The sequence below is a fragment of the Streptomyces sp. NBC_01232 genome (assembly GCF_035989885.1).
Taxonomy (GTDB): domain Bacteria; phylum Actinomycetota; class Actinomycetes; order Streptomycetales; family Streptomycetaceae; genus Streptomyces.
In genome coordinates this window covers 4113847-4131047 of sequence record NZ_CP108518.1, presented here as the reverse complement: position 1 = coordinate 4131047, position 17201 = coordinate 4113847, and the positions used below count along the sequence as shown (strand labels likewise).

Below are 17201 nucleotides of genomic sequence, written 5' to 3'. Positions count from 1 at the left end.
CCGCTCGACCCCGTGCGCTGCATGAGGCGCGCGTCACACATTCACGGGACGGGCGTGCCCCTGCCCCTGTCCCTGCCCGCAGTCTGCGGCGTTCCTTCCGGGGCCTTCTTGGACGCCGAACCGCTGCCTTGGGCCTTCCGAGTGGTGTTTGTCGGAAGATCGGCGCGGGCGATGGGGTCGGTGCGGTTGCGGCCACATCATGACGAATGTATGCAGATCCGCCCGTCGGAACATCGTGAATCGAGGCACCTCGTCATGGCTCACCGCACCATCCTCACGTCGATCTGGACCTCCGTCCTCGCCGCTCTCGTGGCCCTCCTCTCCTGCTTCGGTCTCGCGGGTAAGGCCGCTCCGGCCTCCGCCCCGGCCCCCTCCGCCGCGGGCACCGCGGCCACCGCAGTGCGCCGGCCGGCCGTAGTGGCCCGGCGGACCTGGCGGGCGATGATGCGGGGCGGTTCGCTCCCGCCGACCATCAAGCAGCGGATCCGCGCCGAGGCGCACGGCAAGACCCCCTCCGTCCGACGCTCCACCACCGCCGATGCCATGGGTGCCGGTCCCGGAACCGCTGCCCGCACCACTGCCCCGGTCGTAGCCCCGGCAGCCCCGGTCGCAGTGCCCGCCGCAGCCACCGCCGGCGCCGCCCGGGAAGCACTCGGGCTGGCCGCGTAGCCCCGTACCCCGTATCCCTTGGTCGCAGTCGCAGTCGCAGTCGCAGTCGTACGGTCCGGTTCGCGGGTGTATGTGCCGCCGCCGGGCAGAAGCTGAAGCCAGAAGCTGCAGCCAGAAGCAGGACCAGTAGGGCCATCAGGATCAGTTGGACCAGTGGCGCCAGAAGTGGAACCGGAAGCAGCCGCAAAGCCGGCAGCGGAGCCGGAAGCAGCAGTAGAACCCGTAGGAGAAGCAGAAGTACGAGTAGGCGCTGGAGCCCGGTCGGTTGCGACCGTGGATCGCGCCGCGCGGTGGTGCCCCCGGAGCGGGGCACGGATGGGTCACCCCGGCTTGCGCCGGGGCGTGCAGGGGGCGTGAAGCTTGGCATTGCAGGGCCGCAGGCCCGGGAGACGGTGGGGTTCCCGGACGGCGCGGCCCTTTTCGGCATGTCCGGGACAGGCCGTTCTGGCGGAACGCTTCGGCCCTTGTGCGGCGCCGGTTTCGGTCGATCCCAGGGTGCTGACCTGGAGCTTCGGGGGTGCAAATGAGGTTTATCCGATGTTGGTCATACTTGCGGGGGAATCGGGGACTCCGTGATGGTTCGCCGGGGATTCGGTGGGCAACTCTGGATTCGCGACGTCGTCACCACACGGAACGACCGAGGCGGTCGGCCAACTGCCTTGGAGTAAGTCCCATTTCGGTTTTCTGGAGGACAAAGACATGGCAAGCATCCGTACCGCCCGCGTCATCGCCGCCGTCGCCGCGCTCCCTCTCGCCGTAGCTCTCCTGGGCGGGGTGGCGTCGGCCGACAACGGCTCCTTCGCGAACGACGGATCGAATGCGAGCGTCGCCGGCATCGTCGGCAGTGGTGTGGGAGGCAACAACAACGGCAACTCGTCCACGTCGCAGCAGGTGGCCACCGGTTCCGGGGCCTCCAACCAGAGCAACACCGCGCAGGTGAACGGCTCGGCCTTCACCGCGATCGACCAGTCCAACGCCACCGTGGCGGTCAATTTCCACCCCTGGTGGTAGCCGCGGCCTGAGCCGCTCAGATTCTTGAGGGCGCCTGTGCGACCGGACCGGCTGGGGTCCGGTAGCGCAGGCGCCCTCGCGCATCTCCCGGCGCCTGCCCGAGCCCCCGAGCCGGCTCCTCTCCCGACCTTGACACCACGGGTGAATCTGACGGACAGTCAGGTTCCCTCGATGATGTGATGCCGGGAGGCCTGCGCCGTGCACCTCGCCCCGACCGAAGGCCAGTTGCGGCTGCGCGCCGAACTGCGCGCGTACTTCAAGGATCTGCTGCCGGACGGCGGCCCCGACGATCCCGTCCGTCAGCGCGAACTCCTGCGCCGCATAGGCGCCGACGGGCTGCTCGGCCTCGGCTGGCCCGTCGAGTACGGCGGCCAGGACCGCGGCGCCGACGAGCAGTTCGTCTTCTTCGACGAGGCCTACCGGGCCGGCGCCCCCGTTTCCATGGTCACGCTCAACACCGTCGGCCCGACCCTGATGAAATACGGGACCGAGGAGCAGAAGGCCTACTTCCTGCCCCGGATCCTCGCGGGTGACATCGTCTTCGCCATCGGCTACTCCGAACCCGAAGCCGGCACCGACCTCGCTGCCCTGCGCACCCGCGCGGTCCGCGACGGAGACGACTGGCTCATCGACGGGCAGAAGATCTTCACCTCCAACGCCCAGAACGCGGACTGGATCTGGCTCGCCTGCCGCACCGATCCCGAGGCGCCCAAGCACAAGGGCATCTCGATCATCCTGGTGCCCACCGACACCACTGGCTTCTCCTGGACCCCGATCCACACCGTCGGCGGCCTCACCACCACGGCCACGTACTACGACGGCGTCCGCGTCCCCGCCGGCCATCTCGTCGGTCCCGAGCACGGCGGCTGGGGCCTGATCACCAACCAGCTCAACCACGAGCGCGTCGCCCTCGCCGCCATCGGCATGCAGGCCGAGGACTTCTACGCGTACGCGCTCGACCACGCCCGCACCCCCGATCCGGCCACCGGCGACCGGCCCGCCGACCTCCCCTGGGTGCAGTCCCGGCTCGCCGAGGCACGCGCGCGACTGGCCGCCGTACGCCTCCTCAACTGGCGCCTCGTCCAGGACGTGGGCAGCGGCGCCCTGGCCCCCGGTGATGCCAGCGGGGTGAAGTTCCTCGGCACCGAGTCCACCGTCGAGGTGTACCGGATGTGCCAGGAGGTGGTCGGTGAGGAGGCCCTGATCCGCGGGCCCGCGGCCTTCGCGGGCGGCGAGCTCGAACGGATGAACCGGGCCGCCCAGATCAACACGTTCGGCGGCGGGGTCAGCGAGGTCCAGCGGGAGATCGTCGCCATGATGCGGCTCGGGATGAAGGGGAGGAAGCGATGACGGCGGACGCGGACGCGGTCGTGGACGCGGCGGAGGAGGCAGCCCGGTTCCACACGCTGCTGACGGCCTTCGAGGGGCATCCGGCCGCCACCGGCGGCCGGGGCAAGGACGCGGTCAACGAGCCGATGATCCGCCACTGGTGCGAGGCGATGGGCGATGCCAACCCTGCCTACACCGGGCCGGACGCGATCGCTCCGCCCACCATGCTGCAGGCCTGGACGATGGGCGGCCTCTCCGGCCACGCGGACCGCTCCTCCGCCTATGACGAGCTCCTCGGGCTCCTCGACGGCGCGGGCTTCACCTCCGTGGTCGCCACCGACTGCGAGCAGGAATACCTCCGCCCGCTGCGCCCCGGCGACGCGATCACCTTCGACGCCGTCATCGAGTCCGTGTCGCCCCGCAAGACGACCAAGCTGGGCACCGGCCACTTCGTGACCACCCGCATGGATGTCCGGGCGGACGGCGAGCCCGCCGGCACCCACCGCTTCCGCATCCTCAAGTACGTGCCCGCCGCCGGGCCGTCGAAGAAGCGGCCACCGGCGCAGCGTCCCCGCCCAGTGATCAACCAAGACAACCAGTGGTTCTGGGAAGGAGTGCGGGAGCACAGGCTGCTGATCCAGCGCTGCACCGCCTGCACCACGCTCCGCTTCCCGTGGCTCCCCGGCTGCAACGCCTGCGCGAGCCCGGACTGGGACACCGTCGAGGCCTCCGGCGCGGGCACGGTGTTCAGCTACGTGGTCATGCACCATCCGCCCTTCCCGGCCTTCGACCCGCCCTACGCGGTCGCGCTGGTCGAGCTCGCCGAAGGCGTCCGGATGATCAGCAACATCACCGGTGTGCCCTACGACAAGGTGCGCATCGGCCTCCCCGTTCAGCTGGAGTTCCTGCGCGTCGACGACGATCTCGAACTCCCCGTCTTCCGCGGGAGTGAGGGCTGATGGACTTCCGTCCCACCGAGGAACAGGCCGCCGCGGCCGGTCTCGCCGCCCGCATCTTCTCCGACCTGGCCACTCATGAACGCCTCTCCGAAGCCGGCACCGGCAGCGACGCCGACCTGTGGAAGGCCCTCACCACGGCCGGGCTGACCGCCGCGGTCGAGGAGATCGGTCTGCTCGGGCTGGTCCTGCTGCTGGAGGAGCAGGGCCGCACCACGGCGCAGGTCCCGTACGCCGCCACCTGCGTGTACGGGATCCTCCCCGTGGCCGCGCACGGCAGCCCCGAGCAGCGCGCCCGCCTGCTGCCCGCCCTCGGCACGGGCGAGGCGGTGGCCACCGGCGCCTTCCCATCGCGCGGCCGGATCACCGCCGAGGGCGGTCGGCTCACCGGGACCACCCCCGCCGTGCCCTGGCTGCGCGACGCCACGCACGTCCTGGTCCCGGACGCCGACCGGGCGTTGTGGCTCGTACGGACCGACGCGCCCGGCGTGGGGACCTCCCCCGTGGAGACCACCGCCCCCTGGTCGGCGGGCCGGCTGACCCTGGCCGGAGCCGAGGCCGAACGGCTGGGGTCCGACGGCGCGTACGAGGACACGCTCGCCGCCGCCCGCACCGCCTTCGCCGGCCTCCAGGCGGGCGTCTGCGCGGGTTCCCTCGCCCGGGCGGTGGAGTACACCTCCACCCGTGAGCAGTTCGGCCGGCCGCTCTCCACCCATCAGGGAGTCATGCTGCGCGCGGCCGACGCGTACATGGACACCGAGGCGATCCGGGTCACCGCCTACGAGGCGGCCTGGCGCCTCGACCAGGGTCTTCCCGCGCAGGAACACGTGCTGACGGCCGCCTGGTGGGCCTCGGAGGCGGGCAGGAGGGTCGTGCACGCGGGCCAGCACCTGCACGGCGGCATGGGCGCCGACCTGGACCACCCCGTGCACCGGCACTTCCTGTGGGGGCGCCAACTGGACGCCTACCTGGGCTGCGGCAGCGAGCTGCTGGCCGAGCTGGGGGCCACGATCGCCGCGTCCCCCGCATCCGCGCTCGCGCCTGCACCAGCGCCCGCACCCGCACCCGTATCCGCATCCGCGTTCGCTTCGACAGCCGAGGGAGAACAGGCATGAACGTCGGCGACACGCTGCCGCCGCTGGAGATTCCGGTCACCCGCACCCTGATCGTCGCGGGCGCGATCGCCTCCCGCGACTACCAGGACGTGCACCACGACGCGGCGCTGGCGCAGGAGAAGGGCTCCCCGGACGTCTTCATGAACATCCTGACCACGAACGGGCTGGTGGGCCGGTACATCACCGACCACCTCGGGCCGCGCGCCGTCCTGCGCAAGGTGGCCATCCGACTCGGCGCCCCGAACTACCCGGGCGACACGATGACCCTCACCGGCACCGTCACCGCCGTATCCGCGACCACCGCCGTATCCGGGACCACCGCGGTGCCCGCGACCACCGTCGAGATCCGGGTCGTCGGCGCCAACGGCCTCGGCCACCACGTATCGGGAACGGTCACCGCGGAGGTGCCGGCATGAGCGTCCGCACCCGCGACGAGCTCGGCGGCCGCGCAGCCATCGCCGGCATCGGAGCCACCGAGTTCTCCAAGGACTCCGGCCGCAGCGAGCTCAAACTCGCCGTCGAGGCCGTGCACGCCGCCCTCGACGACGCCGGGCTCACCCCCGACGACGTCGACGGCATGGTCACCTTCACGATGGACACCAGCCCCGAGATCACGGTCGCCCAGGCGGCCGGCATCGGGGAGCTGTCCTTCTTCTCCCGCATCCACTACGGCGGCGGCGCGGCCTGCGCCACCGTCCAGCAGGCCGCCCTCGCCGTCGCCACCGGAGTCGCGGAGGTCGTGGTCTGCTACCGCGCCTTCAACGAGCGCTCCGGGCGCCGCTTCGGGTCCGGGGTCCAGCAGCGGGAACCCTCGGCGGAGGGGGCGGCGCTCGGCTGGTCGCTCCCCTGGGGGCTGCTGACCCCCGCCTCCTGGGTGGCCATGACCGCACAGCGCTACCTGCACACCTACAACCTCACCCCCGAGGCGTTCGGGCACGTCGCCGTCACCGACCGCCGGCACGCCGCGAACAACCCCGCCGCGTACTTCTACGGCAAGCCCATCACCCTGGCCGACCATGCGGCCTCGCGCTGGATCGTGGAGCCGCTGCGGCTGCTGGACTGTTGCCAGGAGACCGACGGCGGCCAGGCCGTCGTCGTCACCACGACCGAGCGCGCCCGGGATCTGAGGCACGCGCCCGCCGTGATCACCGCCGCCGCTCAGGGCGCCGGCCGCCGCCAGGAGGGTATGACCTCCTTCTACCGGGACGACCTCACCGGGCTGCCGGAGATGGACGTGGTCGCCCGCCAGCTGTGGCGCACCAGCGGGCTGCGGCCCTCGGACATCGACGTCGGCATCCTCTACGACCACTTCACCCCCTTCGTGCTGATGCAGCTGGAGGAGTTCGGCTTCTGTGCGCCCGGTGAGGCCGCGGACTTCGTGGCCGCGGACGCCCTGCCGATCAACACGCATGGCGGCCAGCTCGGAGAGGCATACCTGCACGGGATGAACGGCATTGCCGAGGCCGTCCGCCAGCTGCGCGGGACCTCCGTCAACCAGGTCGCGGGGGCGGCGCGCGCACTTGTCACAGCCGGTACCGGTGTCCCGACCTCCGGGCTGATCCTGGGCGCCGACGGCTGAGATCCGGGACCAGGGCCGTCCCCACCCCTCCACCTTCAGGGGGTGGGGACGGCCCTGCGCCTACAACCTGAGACGGATCCACCATCGGCACCTACGGCCGATCCCATGGCGGGTGGGCGCTCCTAGCGTGGAGACATGACCACGCCTGTGTGCCCGCTCGCCTCGAATCCGACGCCGTACCCGTCGTTCTCGGCGTACGTCCGGACCCGCGGCACGGTCCTGATGCGCACTGCGCGCTCCCTCACCGCCAACCCGTGCGATGCGGAGGACCTGCTCCAGACCGCCCTTGCGAAGACGTATGTGGCCTGGGACCGCATCGAGGATCACCGCGCGCTGGACGGCTACGTCCGGCGGACGCTGGTCAACACCCGTACCTCCCAGTGGCGCAAGCGCAAGGTCGACGAGTTCGTATGCGACGAGCTGCCGGAGACCGAGGCGGCCCCGGCCTCCGACCCCGCCGAGGCGCAGGCACTGCGCGACGCGATGTGGCGCGCGGTGACCCGGCTGCCCGACCGTCAGCGCGCCATGGTCGTCCTCCGGTACTACGAGGACCTGAGCGAGGCGCAGACCGCGGAGCTGCTCGGGGTCTCGGTCGGCACGGTCAAGAGCGCGGTCTCCCGCGCCCTGGGCAAGCTCCGCGAGGACCCGGAGCTCATGCCGGTCCGGTGAGACGGCGGATGTTTCACGTGAAACCTGGGGACGTCAGGGGATGTTTCACGTGAAACACGTAGCGGTTTCTACTCCCGGGTAGTGACATGCCGACCGGTACGTGCGCAGAATCGGCAGCATCCGTAGCCGCCGCAGCGCCGCAGCGCTCACCGGGAGGACGCTTTGCTCAGCACCATGCAGGACGTACCGCTCCTCGTCACCCGCATACTCCGACACGGGATGACGATCCACGGGAAGTCCCAGGTCACGACCTGGACCGGGGAGGCTGAGCCGCACCGCCGCAGCTTCGCCGAGATCGGCACCCGCGCCACCCGTCTCGCCGGCGCGCTGCGCGACGAGCTCGGAGTGCAGCAGACCGACCGGGTCGCCACCCTCATGTGGAACAACGCCGAGCATGTCGAGGCGTACTTCGCGATCCCCTCCATGGGCGCGGTCCTGCACACCCTCAACCTGCGGCTCCCTCCTGAGCAGCTGGTCTTCATCGTCAATCACGCCGTCGACCGCGTCGTCCTGGTCAACGGCACCCTGCTGCCCCTGCTCGTGCCGCTGCTGCCGCACCTGCCGACCATCGAGCACGTCGTGGTATCCGGTGCCGGCGACCGTTCGGGGCTCGAGGGGCTCGACGTCCGCGTGCACGACTACGAGGAGCTCCTCGCGGGCCGCTCCGACACCTACGACTGGCCCGAGCTGGACGAGCGCCAGGCCGCCGCCATGTGCTACACCTCCGGCACCACCGGGGACCCCAAGGGCGTCGTGTACTCCCACCGCTCGATCTACCTGCACTCCATGCAGGTCAACATGACCGAGTCGATGGGCCTGACCGACAAGGACACCACCCTCGTCGTCGTCCCCCAGTTCCACGTGAACGCCTGGGGGCTGCCGCACGCCACCTTCATGACCGGTATCAACATGCTGATGCCGGACCGCTTCCTGCAGCCGGCCCCGCTCGCCGAGATGATCGAGCAGGAGAAGCCCTCACACGCGGCAGCCGTCCCCACCATCTGGCAGGGGCTGCTGGCCGAGGTCACCGCCAACCCGCGCGACCTGACCTCGATGAAGCAGGTCACCATCGGCGGCGCGGCCTGTCCGCCCTCCCTCATGGAGGCGTACGACAAGCTCGGCGTCCGCGTCTGCCACGCCTGGGGTATGACCGAGACCTCCCCGCTCGGCACGATGGCGCACCCTCCGGCCGGTCTGAGTGCCGAGGAGGAGTGGCCCTACCGGATCACCCAGGGCCGTTTCCCGGCGGGCGTCGAGGCCCGTCTGGTCGGCCCCGGCGGTGACCTCCTGCCCTGGGACGGGGAGTCGGCCGGCGAGCTGGAGGTACGCGGCAACTGGATCGCGAGCTCCTACTACGGCGGTGCGGCCGGTGAACCCTTCCGGCCCGAGGACAAGTTCAGCGCGGACGGCTGGCTCAAGACCGGCGATGTCGGCGTCATCAGCGCCGACGGCTACCTCACCCTCACCGACCGTGCGAAGGACGTCATCAAGTCCGGCGGTGAATGGATCTCCAGTGTGGAGCTGGAGAACGCGCTGATGGCGCACCCAGAGGTCGCTGAGGCCGCGGTCGTCGCCGTCCCGGACGAGAAGTGGGGAGAGCGCCCGCTGGCCACGGTCGTCCTCAAGGAGGGCGCGGCCGTGGACTACGCGGGTCTGCGCGAGTTCCTCGCCCGGACCATCGCCAAGTGGCAGCTGCCGGAGCGCTGGACGTTCATCGAGGCGGTGCCCAAGACCAGCGTCGGCAAGTTCGACAAGAAGGTGATCCGCAAGCAGTACGCGGACGGCGCACTGGACGTCACCAAGCTCGACTGACGACCGGGGGCTATCCCCGCGTGAGCCACGGCCGCAGCAGCTTGCTGACCGCGGGCATGGCCACGTAGGTCATCAGAGTGCTGAAGACGACGGCGAAGGCGGCCGTGCGCAGTACGAAGTGCAGATCCACCAGGTACGGCCCGAGCACCGCGTTGCCGATCAGCGAGATCGGGAAGATGGCCAGCCCCGAGCTGATCGCCATCTTCCACCGCGGCGGCGCGGGCCGGGTCGTACCCGGCTTGGCGAACCAGGTCTCCATGCCGTGCAGTTCCCGGCGGGCTATCTCCGTGTGGTGGTGGCCGAGGCAGTTGGAGAACCACTGCGCCCGCTCCGGGGAGTCCTGCCAGCGCTCGAACGCGGCCTGATTGCGGAAACGGTGGACCAGGAACCACGGCCCACCCTCCGCCGCGGGACGGAAGAGCCCGTACCCGAGGTGGTCCGGGAAGCCCGCGGCTGTCTCCAGGATCCCGTGGGCCCAGGCCTCGAAGGTCTCCTCGTGCCCGGGCTCCACCTGCCGCGCGATGAGCAGGTTCACCTCCCCGTTGTCGGCGGGGACGGTGTGCTCGCTCGTGTTGGTGATGGCCATCGGCCCAGGATTACTAGTTCGTGCCGATCTTGGCCAGCAGGTCCACGATGCGGCCCTGGACGTCCGCCGTCGTGGCCCGCTCCGCGAGGAAGAGGACGCTCTCGCCGGAGGCGAGCCGCGGCAGTTCGGCAGGGTCGATGCCGGTCGTCGTGTAGACGACCAGAGGGGTGCGGTTCAGCTGCCCGTTGGCGCGCAGCCAGTCCACGATCCCGGCCCGCCGACGGCGTACCTGCATCAGGTCCATGACCACCAGGTTGGGCCGCATCCGCGTCGCCAGCTCCACGGCGTCGGTGTCGGCACCCGCCCGCGCGACCTGCATGCCGCGCCGCTCCAGGGCGGCGGTCAGCGCGGTCGCGATCTCGTCGTGCTCCTCGATCAGCAGCACCCGGGAGGGGTGCTGCTCGCTGTCGCGCGGTGCCAGCGCCTTCAGCAGCACGGCCGGATCGGCGCCGTACGCCGCCTCGCGCGTGGCGTGCCCCAGCCCGGCCGTGACCAGTACGGGGACCTCCGCGGCCACCGCGGCCTGGCGCAGGGACTGCAGGGCGGTGCGGGTGATCGGCCCGGTCAGCGGGTCGACGAACAGCGCGGCGGGGAACGCGGCGATCTGCGCGTCCACCTCCTCGCGGGAGTGCACGATCACCGGCCGGTAGCCGCGGTCGCTGAGCGCCTGCTGCGTCTGCACGTCGGGCGCGGGCCACACCAGCAGTCGGCGGGGGTTGTCCAGGGGCTCGGGGGGCAGCTCGTCGTCAACGGGCCGCGGCACGGGCCGGTTGACCACCTCGACGGCGCCGCCCGGGCCGTCCAGCGGCTCGGGACCCTCGTCGGCGCCCGCCTCGGGCGCTCCTATGGCGAAGGCCCGGCCCTGCGGGGCGGGCTCCGAGAGGCGTCGGCGGCGGCCGGACCCGGAGGCCGAACCGGACCCGGCGGCCGGGCCGGAACCGCCCGGGTCCACGGAAATGCCCTGGCCGAGGGTGCCGAGGGCGCGCACGCTGATCGGCTGCGCGGCCTGGGCCTCCGCGGGGGAGTCCTGCGGTCGGCGCGCACCGGGGACCGCGACCTGGCCGGAGGCCTCGTCCTCGGGAGCGGTACGGGCCGAGGGCACCGGCCACGCCGGGGCGCCGGCCAGCGCGCGGCGCCGGCCGGTCGGGTTCTCGGCGGACTCGTCGGGCTGCGCGGCGGGCGCCTCGGGCTCGGCGGGCGAACCCAGCACGCGGCGGCCACGCCGCCCGGCCTGGGCGTCGGCGTCGGTATCGGCCCCGGCAGGAGCGGGGCCGGCGGCGGGGGTGGCCGGGGTCGGGCCGGCGGGCAACGCGAAGCCGCCCTCGGGGGCGATGGGCCGCGCGGGAGCGGGCGTCGGCCCGAGCCCGGTCGCGGGGACGGGGCCACCGGGCTGCGCCGGACCGGCCGGGCCCAGCGCGCGGCGCCGGCCGGCGGGATGCTCCGTCACCGGAACCGGGGGCACGGCGGGTACGGGCGGCAGTGCGGGCAGGGCGGTGCCCTGCGGGGGCACGGGCCGCCCGGGCCCGCCCTGACCGGCCTGGACGCTGGAGCCCTCGGCCTCGCCGCTGCCGTCACCGGCCCGGCCGCGCCGACGGCCGGTGCCGAGTCCAGCCGGGTTCACCGGGGACTGCGCGAGCTCGGGGCCCGAGTCGGAAACCTCGCCCACCTCGCCGGCCCGCCGCCGCCCGGACGGCAGCGCCAGCGCGCCACCACCCTGGCCGGCCTGCGCCGCCTGAGCCGCTTCGGGGCCGGTGACCTCGTCGTCCAGGAAGGCATCCACGCCGCGCCGGCCGCGCCGGCCGCCGGAGACCTTGCCGGGAGCGGCGCCGCCGGCGGTCCCCGAGCCGTCCGTGGTCGGACCGGCCGGAGGCTCCTCCACCGGCTCCGGCAGGGTCACCGTCCCGGCACCCGAGCCGAGCGGGAGCTCCAGCACGTACGCCCCGCCGGGCGCGCCCGGAACCTCCACCGTCTGCAGGACGCCGCCGTGCGCAGCCACGATCCCCCGGACGATCGGCTCGTGGACCGGGTTCCCGCCCTCGTACGGGCCGCGCACCTCGATCCGTACGACGTCACCGCGCTGCGCGGCGGCCACCACGATCGTCGAGTCGCTGTACCCGCTGCCCTGACGGGTCTTGCCGGTGGCGTCCACCCCGGCCACGTCCGCGACCAGGTGGGCGAGCGCGGTCGCGATCCGGTCCCCGTCCACCTCGGCCTCGATCGTCGGCGCGTGGACGGCGAACTGCGCGCGGCCCGGGCCGATCAGCTCGACGGCGCCGTCGACGCCCGCCGTGACGACGGTGTTGATCAGGACTTTCTTCTTCGAGAGCCGGTCGCTGCCGGAGTCCAGGCGCTGGTAGCCGAGGACGTTGTCCACCAGGGTGGTCATCCGCGAATACCCGGCGGCCAGGTGGTGCAGCAGCTGGTTGGCCTCGGGCCACAGCTGTCCTGCGTCGTCGGCGGCCAGCGTCGCCAGCTCACCGCGCAGCTCGTCCAGCGGGCCGCGCAGGGATTCGCCGAGGACGGCCATCAGCTGCGCGTGCCGCGCGGCAAGGGTGTCGTAGGGCCGCCGGTCGGTGAAGGTCATGACGGCGCCGACGAGCTGCTCCCCGTCCCGTACGGGCGAGGTGGTCAGGTCGACGGAGACCGGCTGTCCGGCCTTGTTCCACAGCACCTGCCCGCGGACGCGGTGCTTGCGTCCGCTGCGCAGGGTGTCGGCGAGCGGGGACTCCTCGAAGGGGAAGGGGGAGCCGTCGGCGCGGGAGTGCTGGACGAGCCCGTGCAGTTCGCGGTTGCCGAGGTCGGTGGCGCGGTAGCCGAGGATCTGGGCGGCGGCCGGGTTGACCAGCACCACCCGCCCGTCGGTGTCGGTGCCCACGACGCCCTCGGCGGCGGCGCGCAGGATCATCTCGGTCTGCCGCTGCGAGCGCGCCAGCTCGGCCTCGGTGTCCACGGTCTGCGAGAGGTCCCGCACCACGAGCATCAGCAGCTCGTCACCGGTGTACGAGGGTTGCGGCTCGCGGTAGGCGTCGCGCCCGTCGAGATGGGCGCTGGTGACCTCGACGGGGAACTCGGAGCCGTCGGTGCGGCGCGCGATCATCCGTTTGGGCTTCGCACGGCCGCCCTCGTCCTCGCCGGGCCGGCGCATGGAGCCGGGGATCAGCTTGGAGTCGAATTCGGGCAGGAGATCGAGCACGCCGCGGCCGACCAGCCCGGTGCCGGGGCTCTCCATCACCTCGAGGGCGATCGAATTGGCGTTGACGACAGTGCCGTTGGCGTTGACGAGCAACAGCGCGTCCGGAAGAGCGTCGAGTATTGCTGCGAGGCGAGCAGCGCCTCGGGATGGCCTGCTGCTCACGACGAGCTTCCTCCCTGACCACAACTACCGGCAAGTCACGGGAGGAGTCTAAGGCCACAGGCCCGCGGTGGGGTGGCCGATGTGTGGCGGATACCGCACATCCTGCGCATCCTCCCAGGTCAGGAACGCCCACTCGGAAGCAGAGGTTCCAACTCGTCCCAGCGGCTGATTTCGCATCCGTTGGTCCGCCGGAACGTGGCGTCCACCTTGTGGCCGTTCCAGGTACCGGTGATCCGGGCGGTGGCGGGGCCCCCGTGCTGCATGGTGCAGATCTGCCGCTTGGAGACGGGCGCGAAGGGGTCCCTCCCCTCCTCGGCGAACTGGTCCAGCCGGGCGCAGGCGCCCTGAGACTGCGGGTGGTCGCCGCCGACGGGATTGCATTCGAGGCGGTACTCCCGGTCCAACTGACGGTTCCCCGTGTCGGCCATCGCGATGGTGAGGCGGTCGGGTGGCGACAGCAGCCGGCCCAGCGGCAGCGGGGGCAGCGGCCCGGCCGCCGCGGCGGCCAGGGCGGAGGTGACGGCGAAGGCGGCGAGACGCAGCATGGGGCACTCCAGGTCGTCCGTACGTCGTACGCCTGCCCAACGACGCGGGGCCCGCCGACGTTGCGTGCCGCGGCTGCTTTAAGGCTTTGCCCTCCGCCCGTCCTGCCTAGTACCGTGGGAGCGGATTGGTGAGGGGCCCTGCGCCTGTGTCATCATCTGCACGCACCTTCGTACGCGAGGGTGTGCTGGAGGCGTCGCCTAGTCCGGTCTATGGCGCCGCACTGCTAATGCGGTTTGGGGCTTACACCCCATCGAGGGTTCAAATCCCTCCGCCTCCGCACCTCATCGAAGCCCCGGTCCTGACGGACCGGGGCTTCGATGCGTTTCCGGGGCAATCCGGTCGGCCGCGACGTCTGCGCGAGCCCATCCGGATGATCTCCATCCGGCTCGTTTCCGCAGGTCAGCAGCGGTATGGGTAATGGATTTCGCGTCCCGGCGAGGTCCATGTATTGTTGTTCTCGCAAGGCCAACGGGGCGCAAAACCCCGAGAAGCCCAAGCACTCGTAGCTTAACGGATAGAGCATCTGACTACGGATCAGAAGGTTGCAGGTTCGAATCCTGCCGAGTGCACAGCAGGACAGAGGGCCCCAGGAGAAATCCTGGGGCCCTCTGTCGTATGTCCTGACGACTCCCGTCTCCTCCTTGATGGGGACGGGGTCCCCCGGAGGATGTCAGGGGTGGGATGGCTCTGGCGGGGGACGTGGACGAGGGGTCTGCCTCGGTACGGTTTCTGAAGATCGTTCGAAGCCGGAAAACGGGGGCACTCATGGGACTGTTCGGGAACGCGCACACCGTCGACCCTGTGTCGGCACAGCGGGACTACGCGCGGCTGCTGGGCCAGGGGGAGCAGGTGCATGCGGCCTTCCTGCTGATCCGGGACACGATCCTGTTCACCGACCGGCGGCTGGTGCTCGTCGACAAGCAGGGGCTCACGGGCAAGAAGGTGGAGTACCACTCCATCCCGTACCGGAGCATCACGCACTTCTCCGTCGAGACCGCCGGGCACTTCGATCTCGACGCCGAGCTCAAGATCTGGATATCCGGCAGCTCGGCGCCGGTGGAGAAGACCTTCACCAAGGGCGTCGACATCTACGAGGTGCAGGCGATCCTGACGCAGTTCGTCGCCCGATAGGAGGAGGGGACGGCCGGCCCGTTCCTCAGAGGACGCGGGGGAGGCCGGTCACCGACATCACCAAGGAGTAGAGGGAGGTGGTGGCGGTGATGAAGAGGCGATTGTTCTTGGCGCCGCCGAAGGCGATGTTCGAGACCGGTTCCGGGACGCGGAGGCGGCCGATCAGGGTGCCGTCGGCGGCGTAGCACCGGACGCCGTTCTCCATCGCGGCCGCCCACAGCCGGCCCTCGTCGTCGAAGCGGATGTTGTCGACCCCGGGGCAGGTGGTGAAGACCCGGTCGCCGGTGAGGGTGCCGTCTTCGGTGACCTTGAAGGCGCGGATGTGGCCGGCCCGGGTGTCCGCGGCGTACAGCTCGCTCTCGTCGGGGGAGAAGACGAGGCCGTTGGGGCCGAGGAAGCCGTCGGCGACCAGCCGGACCTCACCGGTCGAGGGGTCGGCGCGGTAGAGGTTGCAGGCGCCGATCTCGCTGGGCGCGCGGTGGCCCTCGTAGTCGTTGGTGATGCCGAAGTCCGGGTCGGAGAACCAGATGGAGCCGTCCGAGCGGACCACGGCGTCGTTCGGGCTGTTGAGCCGCTTGCCGTCGAAGCGGTCGGCGATGACGGTGAGGCTGCCGTCCGGCTCGGTGCGGGTGACGCGCCGGTTGCCCTGCTCACAGGTGATCAGGCGGCCTTCACGGTCCACGGTGTTGCCGTTGGAGTGGCCGGCCGGGGAGCGGAAGACCGAGACCGCGCCGGTCGCCTCGTCCCAGCGCAGCATCCGGTCGTTGGGGATGTCGCTCCACACCAGTTGCCGCCAGGCGGGCAGGTAGAGCGGGCCCTCCGCCCAGCGGCAGTCGTCGTAGAGCCGATCCAGCCGGGCGTCGCCGTTGGCGCAGCGGCCGGTCTGGAAACGCTCGTCCAGAATCTCGTACAAGGTGAGGTCGGCTATGGCAGACATGATTCCCCCTGGAGGAGTATTCCCGAATCCTGTTCGGTCTGATGGTGAGATTGCAGGATCAGGTACCGTCTTCGCAAGGGCCGACAGGCCCAGGAGAGGAAGATTGCGTGGACGACATCGACCGTGCGCTCGTCCTGCGCCTGCAGCAGGACGCCGGCCAGTCGTACGCCGCTCTCGGCACGGCCGTCGGACTCTCGGCGGGGGCGACCCACGAGCGCGTACGCAAACTGCGCGAGCGCGGGGTGATCCGGCGGACCACCGTCGACGTCGACCCGGCCGCCGTGGGCAGCGGGGTCCTGGCCTACGTGATGGTCGACTCCAACGCCTGGATGGGCGAGTCGGGCGCCGACTTCGCCGCGATCCCCGAGATCCAGGAGGCGCACATCATTGCGGGCAGCGCGTCCGTGCTGGTCAAGGTGCGTACGGCCTCGACCGAGCAGCTGCAGGACGTCCTGCGGCGCCTCTACGCGATCAACGGCGTGAGCGGTACGCACGCCACCGTCGTCCTGGACACCTTCTTCGAGAGGCCGCTCCCGCTGTGACCTGGTGGTGCACCGGGATCCGGTGGAAGGACGGCCGCCCCGCCATCGGGTGGTACGGGGAGGGGCGCGGCGAGCGGGCGAGCGAGCTCGCGTACGGGCAGCGGATCGCCTTTGCCGCCCGAGGGGAGCGCCACTGCCTCGGCGTGTGGCGGGCGGGCAAGCGCACGGCCTGCCCCACCGCGGAGACCGTGCCGGGCCGCACCGGGAACGCGCAGTGCCCCGAATGCGCCCGCCTCGACCGGTCGTTCTCCGTGGCGGCCGACACCAATGCCGCCGATCCGCGTACCTACCGGGTCTATCTGGCGTGGTTCGGGCCCGGCATGGTCAAGGTCGGGATCACCGCCGAGGAGCGCGGCCCGGCCCGCCTGCTGGAGCAGGGGGCGGTGGCATGGGCCTGGCTCGGGCGCGGTCCGCTGATGGCCACCCGGCGCACCGAGGAGCTGCTGCGGGCGGCGCTCGGGGTGCCCGACCGGATCGCGTACGCCCGTAAGCGTGCCGTACGGGCCCGGCTGCCGGCCGCGCCCGATCGGGCGCGGGAGGTCGCCGAGCTGCACGCGCGGGCGGCTGCCCTGTCCGGGTGGCCGGATTCGCTGGAGCGGGTGGATTGCGAAGTGACCGACCACGCGGGGGTGTTCGGGCTGGACGAGCTGCTCGGGGCGGACGGGCCCGCGCGGGTGCTCACCGAGATGGTGCCCGGCGGGGCCGTCGTGGGCCGGCTCGTGGGCGCCGCCGGTCCCGATCTGCACCTCGCGGACGGACTCGTGGTGGACACCCGGCTGCTGGCCGGCTGGGAGCTCACCGTCCCGGCGGACGAGGCGGCGACCTCGGTACCGATGGCGCAGCTCCCGTCCGCCGGCGGTGCTCCGGTCGAACAGGACGGCCTGTTCTGACCCTCGTGGCCGCCGCGCGTCCCGCGGCGGGCATGGTCAAAACTTGGATCCCTTTGGCCCTCCGGAGCCGTTTC

At 71.6% G+C, this 17201-nt stretch carries 16 protein-coding genes and 2 tRNA genes; 14 read left to right on the top strand and 4 right to left on the bottom strand.

Annotated features, from left to right (window positions below):
• Positions 1 to 255: 255 nt before the first annotated feature.
• From OG444_RS19065 to OG444_RS19025, 9 genes are all read left to right on the top strand, one after another.
• Entirely contained in the window at positions 256 to 669 is a 414-nt protein-coding gene (locus OG444_RS19065) for a DUF6344 domain-containing protein (protein ID WP_327263298.1), read from the top strand.
• A gap of 699 nt (positions 670 to 1368) precedes the next feature.
• Positions 1369 to 1680, top strand: a complete 312-nt coding sequence (locus OG444_RS19060) for a hypothetical protein (protein WP_327263297.1) — start codon at positions 1369 to 1371, stop codon at positions 1678 to 1680.
• Positions 1681 to 1878: 198 nt separating this feature from the next.
• Entirely contained in the window at positions 1879 to 3030 is a 1152-nt protein-coding gene (locus OG444_RS19055; protein ID WP_327263296.1) for an acyl-CoA dehydrogenase family protein, read from the top strand.
• On the top strand, positions 3027 to 3968 hold the full coding sequence (locus OG444_RS19050; protein ID WP_327263295.1) for a bifunctional MaoC family dehydratase N-terminal/OB-fold nucleic acid binding domain-containing protein: 942 nt from the start codon (positions 3027 to 3029) through the stop codon (positions 3966 to 3968). Before OG444_RS19055 ends, OG444_RS19050 begins: the two co-directional genes overlap by 4 nt.
• Positions 3968 to 5080: an acyl-CoA dehydrogenase family protein gene (locus OG444_RS19045; RefSeq protein WP_327263294.1), complete on the top strand. Its 1113-nt coding sequence runs from the start codon at positions 3968 to 3970 to the stop codon at positions 5078 to 5080. The genes OG444_RS19050 and OG444_RS19045 overlap by 1 nt, the downstream gene beginning before the upstream one ends.
• Positions 5077 to 5496 carry a MaoC family dehydratase gene (locus OG444_RS19040; protein ID WP_327263293.1) on the top strand — a complete coding sequence of 140 codons (420 nt, stop codon included), beginning with the start codon at positions 5077 to 5079 and terminating at the stop codon, positions 5494 to 5496. The genes OG444_RS19045 and OG444_RS19040 overlap by 4 nt, the downstream gene beginning before the upstream one ends.
• On the top strand, positions 5493 to 6659 hold the full coding sequence (locus tag OG444_RS19035) for a lipid-transfer protein (protein ID WP_327263292.1): 1167 nt from the start codon (positions 5493 to 5495) through the stop codon (positions 6657 to 6659). The genes OG444_RS19040 and OG444_RS19035 overlap by 4 nt, the downstream gene beginning before the upstream one ends.
• 135 nt (positions 6660 to 6794) lie before the next feature.
• Entirely contained in the window at positions 6795 to 7328 is a 534-nt protein-coding gene (locus OG444_RS19030) for a SigE family RNA polymerase sigma factor (RefSeq protein WP_327263291.1), read from the top strand.
• Positions 7329 to 7490: 162 nt separating this feature from the next.
• Complete coding sequence (locus OG444_RS19025; RefSeq protein WP_327263290.1) at positions 7491 to 9140, top strand: long-chain fatty acid--CoA ligase; 1650 nt, start codon at positions 7491 to 7493, stop codon at positions 9138 to 9140.
• 10 nt (positions 9141 to 9150) lie between these two features.
• Here the strand turns inward: OG444_RS19025 and OG444_RS19020 are convergent, their stop codons facing one another.
• The 3 genes from OG444_RS19020 to OG444_RS19010 form a co-directional block, all read right to left on the bottom strand.
• The gene (locus OG444_RS19020) at positions 9151 to 9726 is read right to left on the bottom strand and encodes an antibiotic biosynthesis monooxygenase (RefSeq protein WP_327263289.1); all 576 of its coding nucleotides are present in this window, start codon (positions 9724 to 9726) and stop codon (positions 9151 to 9153) included.
• Positions 9727 to 9739: 13 nt separating this feature from the next.
• On the bottom strand, positions 9740 to 13081 hold the full coding sequence (locus OG444_RS19015) for a PAS domain-containing protein (RefSeq protein ID WP_327263288.1): 3342 nt from the start codon (positions 13079 to 13081) through the stop codon (positions 9740 to 9742).
• 119 nt (positions 13082 to 13200) lie between these two features.
• Positions 13201 to 13626 carry an SSI family serine proteinase inhibitor gene (locus tag OG444_RS19010; RefSeq protein ID WP_327263287.1) on the bottom strand — a complete coding sequence of 142 codons (426 nt, stop codon included), beginning with the start codon at positions 13624 to 13626 and terminating at the stop codon, positions 13201 to 13203.
• Positions 13627 to 13813: 187 nt separating this feature from the next.
• Here OG444_RS19010 and OG444_RS19005 point away from each other — a divergent pair.
• The 3 genes from OG444_RS19005 (at position 13814) to OG444_RS18995 (ending at position 14758) form a co-directional block, all read left to right on the top strand.
• A tRNA-Ser gene (locus tag OG444_RS19005) sits at positions 13814 to 13904 on the top strand.
• A 219-nt stretch (positions 13905 to 14123) separates the two neighbouring features.
• Positions 14124 to 14196, top strand: a tRNA-Arg gene (locus OG444_RS19000).
• Between the two features lie 196 nt (positions 14197 to 14392).
• A complete protein-coding gene (locus tag OG444_RS18995) occupies positions 14393 to 14758 on the top strand; it encodes a PH domain-containing protein (protein WP_327263286.1) in 366 nt (121 codons plus the stop codon).
• 25 nt (positions 14759 to 14783) lie between these two features.
• Here OG444_RS18995 and OG444_RS18990 read toward each other — a convergent pair whose 3' ends face one another.
• The gene (locus tag OG444_RS18990; protein ID WP_327263285.1) at positions 14784 to 15695 is read right to left on the bottom strand and encodes an SMP-30/gluconolactonase/LRE family protein; all 912 of its coding nucleotides are present in this window, start codon (positions 15693 to 15695) and stop codon (positions 14784 to 14786) included.
• A gap of 107 nt (positions 15696 to 15802) precedes the next feature.
• Between OG444_RS18990 and OG444_RS18985 the strand changes: the two genes are divergently transcribed.
• Both OG444_RS18985 and OG444_RS18980 read left to right on the top strand, forming a co-directional pair.
• Positions 15803 to 16237, top strand: coding sequence for an Lrp/AsnC family transcriptional regulator (locus OG444_RS18985; RefSeq protein WP_030384024.1), 435 nt, complete (start codon positions 15803 to 15805; stop codon positions 16235 to 16237).
• Positions 16234 to 17127, top strand: coding sequence for a DUF2797 domain-containing protein (locus OG444_RS18980; RefSeq protein ID WP_327263284.1), 894 nt, complete (start codon positions 16234 to 16236; stop codon positions 17125 to 17127). The genes OG444_RS18985 and OG444_RS18980 overlap by 4 nt, the downstream gene beginning before the upstream one ends.
• Positions 17128 to 17201: the final 74 nt, after the last annotated feature.

What these genes read in the sequence shown, in the direction of transcription:
- OG444_RS19060 (WP_327263297.1), top strand. Translation starts at nt 1,369, where the DNA reads ATGGCAAGCATCCGTACCGCCCGCGTCATCGCCGCCGTCGCCGCGCTC.
- OG444_RS19010 (WP_327263287.1), bottom strand. Translation starts at nt 13,626, where the DNA reads ATGCTGCGTCTCGCCGCCTTCGCCGTCACCTCCGCCCTGGCCGCCGCG.
- OG444_RS19030 (WP_327263291.1), top strand. Translation starts at nt 6,795, where the DNA reads ATGACCACGCCTGTGTGCCCGCTCGCCTCGAATCCGACGCCGTACCCG.
- OG444_RS18990 (WP_327263285.1), bottom strand. Translation starts at nt 15,695, where the DNA reads ATGTCTGCCATAGCCGACCTCACCTTGTACGAGATTCTGGACGAGCGT.
- OG444_RS19040 (WP_327263293.1), top strand. Translation starts at nt 5,077, where the DNA reads ATGAACGTCGGCGACACGCTGCCGCCGCTGGAGATTCCGGTCACCCGC.
- OG444_RS18995 (WP_327263286.1), top strand. Translation starts at nt 14,393, where the DNA reads ATGGGACTGTTCGGGAACGCGCACACCGTCGACCCTGTGTCGGCACAG.
- OG444_RS19020 (WP_327263289.1), bottom strand. Translation starts at nt 9,726, where the DNA reads ATGGCCATCACCAACACGAGCGAGCACACCGTCCCCGCCGACAACGGG.
- OG444_RS19045 (WP_327263294.1), top strand. Translation starts at nt 3,968, where the DNA reads ATGGACTTCCGTCCCACCGAGGAACAGGCCGCCGCGGCCGGTCTCGCC.
- OG444_RS19065 (WP_327263298.1), top strand. Translation starts at nt 256, where the DNA reads ATGGCTCACCGCACCATCCTCACGTCGATCTGGACCTCCGTCCTCGCC.
- OG444_RS19050 (WP_327263295.1), top strand. Translation starts at nt 3,027, where the DNA reads ATGACGGCGGACGCGGACGCGGTCGTGGACGCGGCGGAGGAGGCAGCC.
- OG444_RS19035 (WP_327263292.1), top strand. Translation starts at nt 5,493, where the DNA reads ATGAGCGTCCGCACCCGCGACGAGCTCGGCGGCCGCGCAGCCATCGCC.